The organism is Nonomuraea sp. SYSU D8015 (genome assembly GCF_008065375.1).
Classification (GTDB): Bacteria; Actinomycetota; Actinomycetes; order Streptosporangiales; family Streptosporangiaceae; genus Nonomuraea.
This window is the reverse complement of sequence record NZ_VJYI01000001.1, coordinates 43,834-57,477: the sequence shown is the minus strand read 5'-3', so window position 1 is coordinate 57,477 and position 13,644 is coordinate 43,834. Positions and strand designations below refer to the sequence as shown.

Genomic DNA, 13,644 nt, shown 5'->3' with positions numbered 1-13,644 from the left:
TCCGGTCTGGCTGAAGGGACGCCGATGGCGTGCGGCTGGTGACGACAGCCCGGCCCGCGATACCGCGTGCGGCGATGGTGCGGGCCGTCACGTGATCGGCGCGGCCCGGCCGCCGGAACGCTCCCCGTGTGAGGAGCACGCCGGCCACCCGAGACGTCAAGAGATGACCAGGCGAAATGCGGAGTTAGGCTGGTAGATGGATTGGCCCCGCCGAGCGCGGGGTCAGTCCCTGCAGAGGCAGAACGTGTGCCCGGCCGGATCGAGGAAGACCCGGAAGCTGTCGTCCTCACTGGGCTGGTGCTCGTGCTTGATGGCGCCGATCTCGAGCGCCCGCCGCTCCGCCTCGTCCAGGTCGTCCACGTGCAGATCGAGGTGGAGCTGCTGCGGCCGCTCGGGGTCGGGCCAGGTCGGCCGCCGGAAGTCGGGCGCCTGCTGGAAGGCCAGCCGCCTGGGCGGCCCGCCGTCGCTCACCACCACCCAGTCGTCCTCCACCGAGGTCACGGGCCAGCCGAGCAGGCGCGAGTAAAATTCGGCCAGCCCTTTGGGATCGGGAGTGTCAAGGACGACGCTGCGGAATTCCGCGATGCCGCGCATCATTCACCTCTCAGACCGTGGGAGTCGTTTGACCGGTCCGTCCGGGGACGAAAATGGTGCCATGGCTGTCAACTCGTTCATGGTTCCGCTCGGCACACCCGCGCCGCACTTCGACCTCACCGCCATCGACGGCGGCAACGTCTCGCTGGAGGATCTCAAAGACTCCCCCGCCACGCTGGTGGCCTTCCTCTCCAATCACTGCCCCTATGTGCGGCACATCGAGAAGGGTCTCGGCGCGCTGGCCGCGGACTACGGCGCCAGGTTGTCCGTCGTCGCCATCTGCAGCAACGACAGCGTCAACTACCCCGACGACGATCCCACTCACCTCGCCGAGCAGGCCGCCAGGGCGGGCTTCACGTTCCCGTACCTGCTGGACGACACGCAGGAGGTGGCCAAGGCGTACAAGGCGGCGTGCACGCCGGACTTCTTCCTGTACGACTCCCACCTCAGGCTCGTCTACCGGGGCGAGTTCGACGGCGCCCGGCCGGGCAACTCGGTGCCGGTGACCGGCTCGTCGCTGCGCGCGGCCATCGACACGCTGCTGGAGGGCGGCGAGGTGCCCGCGGAGCAGAACCCGTCGCTGGGCTGCGGCATCAAGTGGAAGCCGGGCAACGAACCCTCCTGAACCAGGAGTCTCCTTCCCATCGGCTTCTCTCTGATCACGGGCACGATATCCCGGCGCACCCCCTCCGCCGCGGTTCACCCGCGCTGCCGCCGACGATGCGAAGGAGACCGCGATGCTCCGCTGGTCTGCGTTGTCCGCCCTGGCCGCGGTGACCCCGGTCACCGCGGGCCGCGTCAACCCCAACGCGGGCGGCGCCCAGCCGAGCGGCACGACGCCGGCCACGGCCACGGCGGCCTCCAGCGGGCCGAAACGCATCGGATTCTTCGGTTTCGCCAAGGCCAATTCGTTCGCGGCGCGACGTGCGCCGGGGTCGAGGAGTACGCCCAGGGCCAACAACGCCACGGCCGAGTTCCTCGATCCCGACTTCGACGCCCAGGCCCAGGTCCAGCAGCTCCAGGACGCAGTGACGGCCAAGCGGTTCGACGTTCATCGCCACGCTGGCGCTCAGCATCGTGCACCGCGGCCTGGCCCTGGTGATCACCGGCGGCGCCATCGTCTGCCCGGGCCGGCGCGGCTGGAGAGCTTCCAGTCGCTGAGCCGGCCGACCGTGCTCGGCGGCGTCACCGGGTCGTCCCTGCTGGTGGTCGCCGTGGCCGTGGTGACGTCGGTGGTGCTGGCGCGCACGACGTTCGGGCGGCACGTGTACGCCGTCGGCGGCGATCCCACGGCCTCCTGGCTGCCGGGGATCGGGGTGCCTTCGGTGCGCGTCGGCGTGTTCGCCATCAGCGGGATCTGCGCCGCGCCGGCCGGGCTGGTGCCGGCACGCGGGGCGGCTCGGCCCAGTCGGACATGGGCACGCTGCTGGAGGTGACCGCCATCGCGGCGGCCGTGATCGGCGGGACGAGCATCCTGGGCGGGCAGGGCGCGGTCTGCGCGGCATGGTCGGGGTGCTGATCTTGACGCTCATCGGCAACGGCTTCAACCCGCTCGGGTGGGACACGACGTACCGGCCGATCGTCGAGGGGACGCTCATCCTGGCGGCCGTGAGCCTGGACTACGCCCTCAGACATGGGAAAAGATCTCCTACGTCCGTAGTGGGGCGATAGCATCGTGTTCGAGCAGTTACGCGGTGCCATATCCGAAGGGCCGAGATGAACAACCTCTCGCGCGTCCCCCGAGGGATCAATCCCCATATTCCCAACGCGGCGCGCATGTACGACTACTACCTCGGCGGGAAGGACAACTTCGCGGCGGACCGTGAGGCGGCAGAGAAGATCATGGCGCTCGGGCCGAGCAGGGAGATCTGCCTGGCCAACCGCCGTTTCCTGGGCCGGGCCGTCCGGCACGTCGCCCGGCAGGGCATCCGCCAGTTCGTCGATGTCGGCACCGGCCTGCCCAACCAGAACAACGTCCACGAGGTCGCCCGCCGGATCCACCCGGACGCCCGCGTCGTCTACGTGGACTACGACCCCGTCGTGATCGTCCACGCCCGCGCCCTGCTGGCCGGCACCGACGACGCCATCATGGTCGTGCAGGCCGACGTGCGTGAGCCGGCGTCGATCCTCGACGCCACCGAGACCAAGCGGCTGATCGACTTCAGCGAGCCGGTCGGCGTGGTGTTCCTCGGCGTGCTGCACTGCCTGACAGACGCCGACGACCCGTGGGGCGTGGTGGCCGCGTTCCGCGAGCGCATGGCGCCGGAGAGCGCCCTCGTCATCTCCCACCTCACCGACGACGCGCACCCGGAGATCGGGGTGGCCGCGCGGGAAGTGTACGAGAAGGCGGACGCGCCGCTGGTCCACCGCAGCCGTGAGGCGGTCACGCGCATGTTCGACGGCTTCGACGTGCTCGAGCCCGGCGTGACGCATGTGGCGGAATGGCGTCCCGACGAGCCGTGGGAGACCGAGCTAGCGGGCAGCGAGTGGTGGTACGTGGGCGTCGGCCGCAAGACGTGAGCTCCGCCTCGCGCGCCGCCTGCCCGTCCCCGGCCGAGGCCGCGTTCCAGCCTCCGCACGATGCTCCGGCTCGACGCGGGCCTGATGCGAAGTTCGAGCGCGGGACGTGTCACCCTTCCGAGTGGTCGAGACCGTTCGAACGCGCCCGCTACCCGGCAACGGCCGCACGGCAGGCGTTCGAAGAGCCCGCGGTCGCACATCGCGGCCGGCCCGGGCCTGCCGGACGCCCGGCACACCTCGATGAGCCGGAAGGCGCTACGAGTTCGCGGTGGAGGCGGCGATCGCCGACGGGAGGGCGAGCAGGAGCTCGTGCGGCTCGCCGCCCTGCCAGTGCCGGATGAGCCGGGTGCCCGCCTCTCCAGGATCGAACTCCTCACACCCCAGGGGCCCGAAACAGCCCGCCTGATCCAGCCTCAGAATGAGCGGGTCGTCGTCGGGCAGGCTGGCCGCGTAGGCGGCGGTGTCGAGGAGGGCCAGCGCGCACCGGGCGTTGCGGCCGTCGTCGTTGGACTCCACGCGGTCGAGGCGGCGCCGGGCCTGGGCTCGGAGATACGCGGCGAGCGATTCGGACCTACTCACGACTAACCTTCTTCGATCACATACGAACGGCTACGACATCATCACGCAAGGTGACATGGTGTCGCGGTGTGTTTGCGAAGTCCAGCGTCTCCGGTCGCCATACTCTTGAGTGTCAGAAACGTTTCGTGAAAATCACGTCGGCCACAATTGCTCAATATCCGATAAAGGCCGTCGCCGTGGTGGCCACCCCGGAAGCGACCAGCTCAGAGGCATGCGCCATCATCTTTGGCATGGATGCGTTCGACGACCTTTATGCCGCTAACGCGAAGTTCGCACAGAATTTTGGTGGCTCTGAACTCACGGGCCGAGCAGCCCGCGGGCTGGCCGTGGTGACCTGTATGGACTCCCGCATCGATCCGCTGGGCCTGCTCGGCCTGAAGCCGGGCGACGCCAAGATCCTCCGCAACGCCGGGGCCCGCGTGACCGACGACGTGCTGCGCACTCTGGTGCTGGCCGTCTACGTGCTCGGCGTCGAGCGGGTGCTCGTCATGCCGCACACGGACTGCGGCATGGCCAAGGTGACGGACCCGGATGTGCACGCTCTCACCAGCGCGCGCGGGGTGGACACCCGCAGCCTGGAGTTCCACACTGTCCGCGACCAGAGCGAGGCGCTGCGCCACGACCTGACCCGCATCAGGACCAGCCCGTTCCTGCCCGCGGACATGCCGGTGGCCGGTGCCATCTACGACGTCCGCACGGGCCTGCTGAAGCCTTCCGACTACTGAGCCGCCTCCCGGGGCTCAGAATCCCCTCCAGACGGCCCCCACGCGCCTCTGAACGGCCCTTGCCCCACGGGTGACCCTCGGGCAAGGGCCGTGCCGTACGCGGCCCTCAGGCGTCGATGTGGTCGCGGTCGACCTCGGCGGCGCTGTTGACGATGAACTCCCGCCGCGGCGCCACCTCGCTCCCCATGAGGAGGTTGAAGATGCCCTCGGCGCCCTCGGCGTCTTCGATCCGCACCCGGCGCAGGATGCGGTGGCGCGGGTCCATCGTGGTCTCGGCCAGCTGGTCGGCGTCCATCTCGCCCAGACCCTTGTAGCGCTGCACCGGGTCCTTCCACCGCTTGCCGCGCCGCTCCAGGTCGCGCAGGACCTTGTGCAGCTCGGCGTCGGAGTAGCAGTAGATGTATTTCTCCTTGCCGCGCCCCGGGTTGGTCAGCTCGATGCGGTGCAGCGGCGGCACGGCGGCGAAGACCCGCCCGGCCTCCAGCATCGGCCGCATGTAGCGGTGGAACAGGGTCAGCAGCAGAGTGCGGATGTGGGCGCCGTCGACGTCGGCGTCGGCCATGAGGATGACCTTGCCGTAGCGGGCGGCCTCGATGTCGAACGAGCGCCCGGAGCCGGCCCCGACGACCTGGATGATCGCGGCGCACTCGGCGTTTTTGAGCATGTCGCTCACGGACGCCTTCTGCACGTTGAGGATCTTGCCGCGGATCGGCAGCAGCGCCTGGAACTCCGAGTCGCGGGCCAGCTTGGCCGTGCCCAGCGCGGAGTCGCCCTCGACGATGAACAGCTCGCTGCGGTCGACATCGTCGCTGCGGCAGTCGACCAGCTTGGCCGGGAGCGCGGAGTTCTCCAGCGCGCTCTTGCGGCGCTGGTTGTCGCGGTGCTCGCGGGCCGCGATGCGGGCCTTGGCCGCGGCCACGATCTTCTCGAGAACGGCGCGCAGCGGCTGCTTGTAGCCGCGCGGCGGGTTGGTGAAGATCTCTTTGAGCTCGCGCGAGACCACATGGGAGACGATGCGGGTGGCCGCCGAGGTGCCCAGGACCTCCTTGGTCTGCCCCTCGAACTGCGGCTCGGGCACCCTGATCGTGACCACGCCGGTCAGGCCCTCGGAGATGTCGTCCTTGGTGACCGGGTCGTCGCCGTTCTTCAGCAGGCGGGTCTCGCGCAGCAGCTCGTTGATCGTACGCACCAGGCCGCGCTCGAACCCCGTCAGGTGGGTGCCGCCCTTGGGGGTGGCGATCACGTTGACGAACGAGCGCACGGTGGACTCGTAGCCCTTGCCCCAGCGGATCGCCACGTCGACGCTCAGCTCGCGCTGGACCTCCGTGGGCGTCATGTGGCCCTGGTCGTCGAGGACCGGCACGGTCTCGTGGAAGTGGCCGACGCCCTGCAGGCGCAGCACGTCGCAGACGGGCTCGTCGCGAGCCAGGAACTCGGTGAACTCGGAGATGCCGCCGTCGAAGCGGAACTCCTCCTCGACGCGCTCCTCGTGCCTGCTGTCGTAAAGCGCCAGGGTCAGCCCGGGGACCAGGAAGGCGGTCTGCCGCAGCCGCACGTGGATCTCGTCGAGCGAGACCTCGGCGTCGGGCAGGAAGATCTGCTTGTCGGCCCAGAAGCGCACCCGGGTGCCGGTGACCTTGGCAGGCAGCTCGGCGCCGAGACGAAGGCCGGACTTCTTCTTGAACTTCGCCGTGGGCCCGTCGCCGTCGAAGACGCCGGGCACTCCGCGCCGGAAGCTGATCTCGTGGACCCGGCCGTCACGGTCGACCTCGACGTCGAGCCGCGCCGACAGGGCGTTGACCACGGAGGCGCCCACACCGTGCAGGCCGCCGGACGCGGCGTAGGAGCCGCCGCCGAACTTGCCGCCCGCGTGCAGCTTGGTGTAGACGAGCTCCACACCGGCCAGGCCGGTCTTGGGCTCGATGTCGACCGGGATGCCCCGGCCGTTGTCGCGGACCTCGATGGAGCCGTCGGCGTAGAGCTCGACCTCGATGCGGTCGCAGTGCCCTGCCAGCGCCTCGTCGACGCCGTTGTCCACGATCTCCCAGAGGCAGTGCATGAGCCCGCGGCTGTCGGTGGACCCGATGTACATGCCCGGGCGCTTGCGGACCGCCTCGAGGCCCTCAAGCACCGACAGGTGACGAGCCGTGTAACCCGCCTCCACTAGCGTCACTCCAGCTCCCCTGGTCCTAGGCATCGAACACGTGTGCGTAGCTTACCGTTCTTCCCATACGCACGCGTACAAGCTTGCCACGGCGACACGTTTGCCGTTACCAACCGGCTGATCGTCATTACTTTGGGACACATTCCGCTCTGGGCGTAGAGACGGGGAGGTTGGGAAGGCCCACGTCCGGTTAGATGTTGTTCCAAGTGACTGACGCCAGATCCTCGCTTCGGCGGGGGTGACCCGAAAGGCGATACGTGACTGGAGCTCTCGCCCCCGTTAAGCCGCTGACGGCCCTCGACCGCTGCGACCGCTGCGGCGCCCAGGCCTACATTCGCGCGACCCTGCCTGTAGGCGGGGAGCTGCTGTTCTGCGCCCACCACGGGCGTCAGCACATCGCGGCGCTGCGCGAAAAGGGCGCCGACATCCTGGACGAGTCGGCTCGACTCAGCAAGACCCCTTCGATTGCCCCCAACGACGAGCGCTGACCCAGCGCTGGTCGTGATGAGATAACCACATATCGCTTGTCATGACGGCGACCTCGGGCGTGCCCGGGGTCGCCGTCATGCTTCCAACCGGCAACGCCCCACCCGCCTTCCCACGGGCTGGATGCCGCTTCGTCCCACACGCCTTCCCACGGGCTGGATGCCGCTTCGTCCCACCCGCGGGTCGTAGCCCGCTCGCACCCATTGCACGGATCGCGGCCCGCTCGCGCCCGTTACGCGAGTCGTAGCTCCGCCCACTCGCGCCGGTTACGCCAGTGGTAGCCCCACCCTTTCACGCGCGTCCCGGCCTCTCCAGACGCTCCAACGGCCGAGACCGTCTCTGGCCTGCCGGTCCGCCTCCGCGCCAGATGCGCCGTATCACGTGTGGTGCGTGCCGTTCCACGACCGCGCCGCCGACGCCGGCCTTCGGCGGCCGTGGTCCTGCACGGACCTGGCCGATCGCAGACGGCGTCGACGGCGGTCAGCGGACGCGGTAGTGGTAGCGGCCCGCGATCTCGAAACCCTCGCCGCGATACAGCGCCTGGGCGGCCCGGTTGGGGGCGGTGGTGACCAGGTAGGCCGAGTTCGTGCCCGCGTGCCGCACCAGCCCCCGAAGGACCGTGCGGGCCAGCCCCCGGCGGCGCGCCTCCGGCAGCGTCGCCATGCAGTAGATCCCGAGCGTGTCGCCCTGCGGAACGGCCCGTCCCACGGCGAGCGCCACGCCGTCCTCCTCGTACGCGCCGTACCAGGCGGGCACTCCGGTGCAGATGCGCTCGGCGTCGGCCAGGCCGCTTCCGTACCGGCCGTCCACGGCCCACCAGGTCTCCAGCCAGCCCTTCCACGGCCGGTCCTCGATCCTGACCGGGGAGCCGGCAGGCTCCGAGCCGGGCGCGCCGCCGCCGGCCATGATGACCGTCGGGTCGACCAGCTCGTACCCCCGCTTCTCCAGCTCCTCATCGAGCTCGGGCGCGGCGCCGGGCCCCAGCGAGAAGACGCACCGCTGCCCGCGCTCCCGGTAGAACCTCTCGGCCGCCCCGATGGACCCGTCGAGATCGGCCGGGCGGCCCAAGGGCAGCACCGAGTTGGCTCGCTTGGTCACGCCTCCCGCGTACCGCAGCACCCATCCGTCGTGAACGCGCTGCTCGTAGGCGGGCCACGCCTCGTGGACGAGAAGGTCGAAATCCATCCGCGCAGCCTAGCCGACGGGCCGTCCTGCGACCGTGCCCGGGAGGAAAGCATTCCCAGGTCACCCATAGGGTAGGTGGCTGTGCTGATTCTCTTGCCGCCGTCGGAGGGCAAGGCGCGGGAAGGCAGCGGCCCGCCCGTCGGAGCCCTGTCCTTCCCCGCGCTCGACAAGCCCCGCACACGGGTGCTGAACGCGCTCATCCGGGCCTCCAAGCGCCGCGACGCCCTCGACGTGCTCGGTCTGAGCCCCGGGCTGGCAGGTGAGCTGGCCAGGAACACGGCGCTGAAGACCGCCCCCACGCTTCCCGCCGCCGAGCTCTACACCGGCGTCCTCTACGACAATCTCGACCTGGCCACCCTGGACGGCGAGGCGCGAAGGCGTGCCGAGGAGTCGATCCTGATCTTCTCGGGTCTGTGGGGCGTGGTGCGGATCACCGACCGCATCCCGCCGTACCGCCTGTCCATGGGCGTCAGCCTCCCGCCCCTGGGCGGCCTGGCCGCGTTCTGGCGTCCCCAGGTCTCCAAGGCTCTGGACGCGGTGCCGGGACTCGTGGTGGATCTGCGCTCGGCCACGTACGCGGGCGCCTGGCAGCCGGGCGCCCGTTCGGTGACGGTACGCGTGTTCAGGGACGGCAAGGTCGTCAGCCACATGGCCAAGGCCACCCGCGGCGAGATCGCCCGCGCGCTCCTGCGTCACGACACCACCCCGTCGACCCCTGAGGACCTGGCCAAGCTCCTCACCGAGCTGGGCTACGCGGTCGATCTCACCCCGCCGCCCCGCCCCGCCCGCCAGTGGACCCTGGACGTGCGTCTCACCTGACCCGGCGACGCTCTCGACGCCGTCAGGTCCCGTTGAGCTTCACCTGCCGGTCGCGATGCCAGTTCCCGTGCACGGTGCTGCCTTGTCTGCCGGGGCTCAACCTGACGGCCGCGTCTCCGCCCTGCTCCCCGCCGCGGAACTCCGCGATCACGAACGGCGCGTCGTCCACGCGGATGGCGAACTCGCCGTTGGAGTAGGCGACGATCTCCACGGATCGTCCGCCCAGGAGCTTGATCGTCTGTTTGTCGATGATCGTGGTCGGCGGCATCTCGGCGCGTGTCATACCGCCGTTCTACGCCGACGGGACGAGGTCGGCCACTGCCCGAGCAGCAGGAAGGGCCCCGGCCCGAGTCTCCTCAGGTCGGGGCCCTTCCGGTGAGCCGAATCTCAGTCCAGGTAGTCGCGCAGCACCTGGGACCGGGACGGGTGGCGCAGCTTGGACATGGTCTTGGACTCGATCTGGCGGATGCGCTCACGGGTCACCCCGTAAACCTTGCCGATCTCGTCCAGCGTCTTGGGCTGGCCGTCCGTGAGGCCGAAGCGCATCGACACGACGCCCGCCTCCCGCTCCGACAACGTGTCGAGAACGGAGTGCAGCTGCTCCTGGAGCAGCGTGAAGCTGACGGCGTCGGCCGGGACGATGGCTTCGGAGTCCTCGATGAGGTCGCCGAACTCGCTGTCGCCCTCCTCGCCCAGCGGCGTGTGGAGCGAGATGGGCTCGCGACCGTACTTCTGGACCTCGACGACCTTCTCGGGCGTCATGTCCAGCTCGCGGGCCAGCTCTTCCGGCGTGGGCTCGCGGCCGAGGTCCTGCAGCATCTGCCGCTGGACGCGGGCCAGCTTGTTGATCACTTCGACCATGTGGACCGGGATGCGGATGGTCCGCGCCTGGTCGGCCATGGCACGCGTGATCGCCTGCCGGATCCACCACGTGGCGTAGGTGGAGAACTTGTAGCCCTTGGTGTAGTCGAACTTCTCGACGGCCCTGATGAGGCCCAGGTTGCCTTCCTGGATCAGGTCGAGGAACAGCATGCCGCGGCCGGTGTAGCGCTTGGCCAGCGAGACCACGAGCCGGAGGTTGGCCTCCAGCAGGTGGTTCTTCGCCCGGCGGCCGTCCTCGGCGATCCACTCCAGCTCGGCCCGGACGTCGACCGGCAGGCCCTCGGACTCGGCGCTGCCCAGCTGCTCCTCGGCGAACAGACCCGCCTCGATGCGCTTGGCCAGCTCGACCTCCTGCTCGGCGTTGAGCAGGGGGACCTTGCCGATCTGCTTGAGATAGTCCTTGACCGGGTCGGCGGTGGCGCCGGCGGCGGCGACCTGCGCGACCGGGGCGTCATCGTCGTCGTCGGACAGGATGAGGACCTCGTCCTCGGTCTTCTCCACCGCGGCGATCTCGGAGGGCTTGGGCTCCTCCTCGTCGGTGTCGTCGGAGTCGGAGTCGGCCTCGGCGTCGGAGTCCTCGGCGACGATGTCGTCGTCGTCGACCTCGATGTCCTCGAGGTCCTCCAGCTCCACGTCTCCGTCGAGCTCGAGGTCCTCGTCGTCGTCCACGTCGGCCTTCGGGGCCTCGGGCGCCTTGGTCTTGGTCTCGGCAGGCCCAGCGTTCTTCGGCTCGGCCTTCTTGGCGGCGGCGGGAGCCGCGGCCTTCTTCGCCGCCGGGGCGGCCTTCTTCGCAGGGGCCGCCTTCTTGGCGGCCGGCTCGGCTTCAGCGGCGCCGACGACCGCGGTCACGGTCTCCGGCTGCTGCTCTTTGGCGGCCGCCGCCGTCTTGGTCTTGACGGGGGCGGCGGTGCGGCGCTTTGCTGGACCACGAGACTTCTTCGGCGCAGCCGAATCCGCGGCGGTCACCACCACGGTCACGCCCTCTTTGCTGAGGTTCCGCAAGAACGCGGCGGCGTGCGACATGGGGATGTCCGCCTCCTCGAAGGCCTGACGGACATCCTCAGACTCGAGGAAACCCTGCGAGCGCCCACGCTCGAGCAGTCGCTGAATGACGGGCTCGTTCAGCTCTTGTGGCTTCGAGCGAGTCGAACTTGCAGGCGACACGAACACCTCTCGAACGAACGCGTGGCGACAATGGACCCAGATGCCCGCTGGGGGGCTGTTGCCTCTCTCGGAGATCGGTGAGGCCGTGCGGACCGCGACGGACCTGCACAGCATTGTGGCACGACCCCGCACTCCATACGGCCACCTCCCGGCGGTTGACCTCCACCCTAGGCCGACCGAGACAGTAGTGCGTACGTAAGCGGGGCACTGATACCCGAAAGCAACCGTTATGACTGTTTCATTCAGTCACTCTTCGTGGCTGGCGGAACGTGAATTGCTAGCGCGGTAACGTCATCATCCTGTTCATATCCAGACAGCATCCGGTCAACCAGGAAGTCCAGCAACATGTGCGGACTACTTACCACCTCAGGCGGCGCTTCGGTCACAACACTGCAAAGCTCTGCCAAACCGGCGTCCAAACCGCGCTTCCTGTTCTCCACGAGCCCGTCGGAGTAGAGGACGGCGGTGTGGCCGGGCGGCACCACGAAGCGGAACTGCCTGCGGCTGGTCGGCCAGCCTAGCGGAGTGCCGGGCTCGGCGTCGCACAGGATCGCCGTGCCCTGCGGCGAGACCAGCACGGGTGGCGGATGACCGGCCAGGGCCAGGGTGCCCTCGCCGGTGACGGGCTCGACGACCATGTAGGCCAGGGTCGTGACCTGCTCTTCCTCTTCGGTGGCCTCGAAGACGCGGTCGAGCCCGGTGAGCACGGCCGCGGGCGGTGGGTTGGTCAGCGCCAGCGCCCGCATGGCGTTGCGGATGCGGCCCATCCCGGCCGCCGCCTTGACGCCCTTGCCCATGACGTCGCCGACGACCGCCGCGACCCGCCCGTCCTGCAGCACGAACGCGTCGTACCAGTCGCCGCCGACCTGGACGTGGCGGCTGCCCGAGCGGAAGCGCTGGGCCAGCACCAGGCCCTTGACCACGGGCAGGCGGTCGGGCAGCAGGCTGCGCTGGAGCGTCTCGGCGGTGCGGTGCTCGCGCTCGAACAGCGTGGCCCGCTCGACCGCCAGCGCGCACTGGCCGGCCAGCGCCTCCAGGAAGACGCCGTCCTCCTGGGAGATCTTCTGCGGCCGGGTGAAGGAGAATCGGAGCGCTCCCAACGCCCGGCCGGCGGCCAGCAGGGGCAGCCCGACCCAGGCCCGCTCGTCGCTGTTGGCGAGGTAGTTGTTGAGGACCTCCTCGTCGCCGCCGGCCTCGAGCAGCTGCGCCTTGAGGCTGTCGGGCGACTCGGCGAACATGGGCCTGCGGCTGTTGACGGCCATGGTCATCACGCTGGAGCTGGACAGCGGGATCTCCTCGCCGAAGGCGCCGGACGCCTCGGGGATGCCCTCGCCGTTGATCAGCTTGAGCGCCGCGCGGTCGGTGTCGAGCAGCGCCACGGCCGAGCGGTCGGCGGCCAGGGCGGTGCGGCCCACGTCGATGATGACCTGCACCACCTGCTCGACCGTCAGCGCCTCGGCGAGCTGGGCGGTGGCGCCCTGCAGCCGGGCGGTGCGCAGGGCGGCGGCGCCGAGCTGGTCGGTCAGCCGGCCGCGCATCTCCTCGGCCTCGCGCTGCGGGGTGACGTCGGTGTTGGCGCCGACCCACTCGACCACGCGGCCGTGGCGGATGATCGGCACGGCCCGCACCTCGAAGTGGCGGTAGCCGCTGGCCCGGGTGCGCACCCGGTAGTTCCACTCGAACATGGTGCGCCCGCGCAGCGCCTCCCGCCAGGCCTCCTCGGTCTCCTGGCGCTCCTCGGGGTGGACGACCTCCAGCCAGCCGTTGGCGAGGTATTCCTCCAGGCCCTGACCGGTGATGGCGCGCCACTGCGGCGCGTCCTCGACGACGGCGCCGGTGGGGGAAGTGATCCAGACCAGCTGCGACTGCGCCTCGACCAGCGAGCGGTAGCGCTCCTCGCTGCGGCGCAGCGCCTCCTCGGTCTGGCGGCTCTCGGTGACGTCGAGCCCGACCAGCGCGATGGCGTGCAGCTCGCCCGCCTCGTCGTGGACCGGCGAGAACGACAGCGACCAGTGCCTGGTGTCGCCCTCGGCGGACCGCACGCGCACCCGGCCCTCGGTGACCGGGGCGTCGGTCTCGATGACGGCCTGGACGGCGTGGGTGATGATCTGGCTGAGGTCGGCGGCGAGCACCTCGACGGGCTGCCTGCCGAGCAGGCGGTCCGCGGGCACGCCGACGACGTCGCAGAACACGTCGTTGACCCGCTGGGCGCGGCCTTCGCCGTCGAAGAACGCGAAGGCGAACTCGGCCTCCGACAGCAAGCCCTGGAAGAGGGCGGAGTCTGAGATGTCCACATCCGACTCCCGGGGACGGGGAACGGAGGTCTCGGCGCTCATGGTCGGCACCTCCGTCGCGTGCCAGGGTCTCCCACGCGGCACATCTCCATAGTCGTGTTTCGGCGTAGCGCAGCTCCGGGCGACCGGATTCTGCAGTACATCATCGGCGATGGGCATGTGCGGACGGAAGCCCCCGCCGCGGCCCGGTCGCCTCTAAGGTCAACGCATCCTGTCAAAATCGCTCCACGTC

The 13,644-nt window shown here is 69.8% G+C and carries 14 protein-coding genes; 7 read left to right on the top strand and 7 right to left on the bottom strand.

Annotation, left to right across the window (positions count from 1 at the left end):
- Nucleotides 1–222 precede the first annotated feature (222 nt).
- Nucleotides 223–594, bottom strand: a complete 372-nt coding sequence (locus tag ID574_RS02135) for a VOC family protein (RefSeq protein WP_188187057.1) — start codon at nt 592–594, stop codon at nt 223–225.
- Nucleotides 595–655: 61 nt separating this feature from the next.
- On the opposite strand from ID574_RS02135, the gene ID574_RS02130 reads away from it, so the two are divergent.
- From ID574_RS02130 to ID574_RS02120, 4 genes are all read left to right on the top strand, one after another.
- Complete coding sequence (locus tag ID574_RS02130) at nt 656–1,219, top strand: thioredoxin family protein (RefSeq protein WP_188187056.1); 564 nt, start codon at nt 656–658, stop codon at nt 1,217–1,219.
- A gap of 112 nt (nt 1,220–1,331) precedes the next feature.
- Nucleotides 1,332–2,030: an ABC transporter permease subunit gene (locus ID574_RS59370; protein WP_223166287.1), complete on the top strand. Its 699-nt coding sequence runs from the start codon at nt 1,332–1,334 to the stop codon at nt 2,028–2,030.
- Nucleotides 2,031–2,106: 76 nt separating this feature from the next.
- Nucleotides 2,107–2,265 carry a hypothetical protein gene (locus tag ID574_RS59365; RefSeq protein WP_223166286.1) on the top strand — a complete coding sequence of 53 codons (159 nt, stop codon included), beginning with the start codon at nt 2,107–2,109 and terminating at the stop codon, nt 2,263–2,265.
- A gap of 45 nt (nt 2,266–2,310) precedes the next feature.
- The gene (locus tag ID574_RS02120) at nt 2,311–3,114 is read left to right on the top strand and encodes an SAM-dependent methyltransferase (RefSeq protein WP_188187055.1); all 804 of its coding nucleotides are present in this window, start codon (nt 2,311–2,313) and stop codon (nt 3,112–3,114) included.
- A gap of 255 nt (nt 3,115–3,369) precedes the next feature.
- Here the strand turns inward: ID574_RS02120 and ID574_RS02115 are convergent, their stop codons facing one another.
- Entirely contained in the window at nt 3,370–3,693 is a 324-nt protein-coding gene (locus ID574_RS02115; RefSeq protein WP_188187054.1) for a hypothetical protein, read from the bottom strand.
- Nucleotides 3,694–3,923: 230 nt separating this feature from the next.
- Between ID574_RS02115 and ID574_RS02110 the strand changes: the two genes are divergently transcribed.
- Complete coding sequence (locus ID574_RS02110; RefSeq protein ID WP_188188227.1) at nt 3,924–4,418, top strand: beta-class carbonic anhydrase; 495 nt, start codon at nt 3,924–3,926, stop codon at nt 4,416–4,418.
- Between the two features lie 106 nt (nt 4,419–4,524).
- Here the strand turns inward: ID574_RS02110 and ID574_RS02105 are convergent, their stop codons facing one another.
- Entirely contained in the window at nt 4,525–6,615 is a 2,091-nt protein-coding gene (locus ID574_RS02105; RefSeq protein ID WP_188187053.1) for a DNA gyrase/topoisomerase IV subunit B, read from the bottom strand.
- A gap of 224 nt (nt 6,616–6,839) precedes the next feature.
- On the opposite strand from ID574_RS02105, the gene ID574_RS02100 reads away from it, so the two are divergent.
- Nucleotides 6,840–7,070, top strand: a complete 231-nt coding sequence (locus ID574_RS02100) for a DUF7455 domain-containing protein (protein WP_188187052.1) — start codon at nt 6,840–6,842, stop codon at nt 7,068–7,070.
- 478 nt (nt 7,071–7,548) lie between these two features.
- Here ID574_RS02100 and ID574_RS02095 read toward each other — a convergent pair whose 3' ends face one another.
- On the bottom strand, nt 7,549–8,253 hold the full coding sequence (locus ID574_RS02095) for a GNAT family N-acetyltransferase (protein ID WP_188187051.1): 705 nt from the start codon (nt 8,251–8,253) through the stop codon (nt 7,549–7,551).
- Nucleotides 8,254–8,334: 81 nt separating this feature from the next.
- Here ID574_RS02095 and ID574_RS02090 point away from each other — a divergent pair, with 81 nt between their 5' ends.
- Nucleotides 8,335–9,072 (top strand): YaaA family protein, encoded by a 738-nt coding sequence (locus tag ID574_RS02090; RefSeq protein ID WP_188187050.1) that lies wholly within the window; start codon nt 8,335–8,337, stop codon nt 9,070–9,072.
- 22 nt (nt 9,073–9,094) lie between these two features.
- Here the strand turns inward: ID574_RS02090 and ID574_RS02085 are convergent, their stop codons facing one another.
- The 3 genes from ID574_RS02085 to ID574_RS02075 all read right to left on the bottom strand — a co-directional run bounded on the left by ID574_RS02085 (nt 9,095) and on the right by ID574_RS02075 (nt 13,454).
- A complete protein-coding gene (locus tag ID574_RS02085) occupies nt 9,095–9,355 on the bottom strand; it encodes a hypothetical protein (protein ID WP_188187049.1) in 261 nt (86 codons plus the stop codon).
- A 104-nt stretch (nt 9,356–9,459) separates the two neighbouring features.
- Nucleotides 9,460–11,118, bottom strand: a complete 1,659-nt coding sequence (locus ID574_RS02080) for an RNA polymerase sigma factor (RefSeq protein WP_188187048.1) — start codon at nt 11,116–11,118, stop codon at nt 9,460–9,462.
- 242 nt (nt 11,119–11,360) lie between these two features.
- On the bottom strand, nt 11,361–13,454 hold the full coding sequence (locus tag ID574_RS02075; RefSeq protein WP_188187047.1) for a SpoIIE family protein phosphatase: 2,094 nt from the start codon (nt 13,452–13,454) through the stop codon (nt 11,361–11,363).
- Nucleotides 13,455–13,644 lie beyond the last annotated feature (190 nt).

Excerpts from the sequence above, each read along its gene's own strand:
- ID574_RS02135 (WP_188187057.1), bottom strand. The coding sequence starts at position 594 with ATGCGCGGCATCGCGGAATTCCGCAGCGTCGTCCTTGACACTCCCGAT.
- ID574_RS02130 (WP_188187056.1), top strand. The coding sequence starts at position 656 with ATGGCTGTCAACTCGTTCATGGTTCCGCTCGGCACACCCGCGCCGCAC.
- ID574_RS59370 (WP_223166287.1), top strand. The coding sequence starts at position 1,332 with ATGCTCCGCTGGTCTGCGTTGTCCGCCCTGGCCGCGGTGACCCCGGTC.
- ID574_RS02120 (WP_188187055.1), top strand. The coding sequence starts at position 2,311 with ATGAACAACCTCTCGCGCGTCCCCCGAGGGATCAATCCCCATATTCCC.
- ID574_RS02110 (WP_188188227.1), top strand. The coding sequence starts at position 3,924 with ATGGATGCGTTCGACGACCTTTATGCCGCTAACGCGAAGTTCGCACAG.
- ID574_RS02105 (WP_188187053.1), bottom strand. The coding sequence starts at position 6,615 with ATGCCTAGGACCAGGGGAGCTGGAGTGACGCTAGTGGAGGCGGGTTAC.
- ID574_RS02095 (WP_188187051.1), bottom strand. The coding sequence starts at position 8,253 with ATGGATTTCGACCTTCTCGTCCACGAGGCGTGGCCCGCCTACGAGCAG.
- ID574_RS02085 (WP_188187049.1), bottom strand. The coding sequence starts at position 9,355 with ATGACACGCGCCGAGATGCCGCCGACCACGATCATCGACAAACAGACG.
- ID574_RS02075 (WP_188187047.1), bottom strand. The coding sequence starts at position 13,454 with ATGAGCGCCGAGACCTCCGTTCCCCGTCCCCGGGAGTCGGATGTGGAC.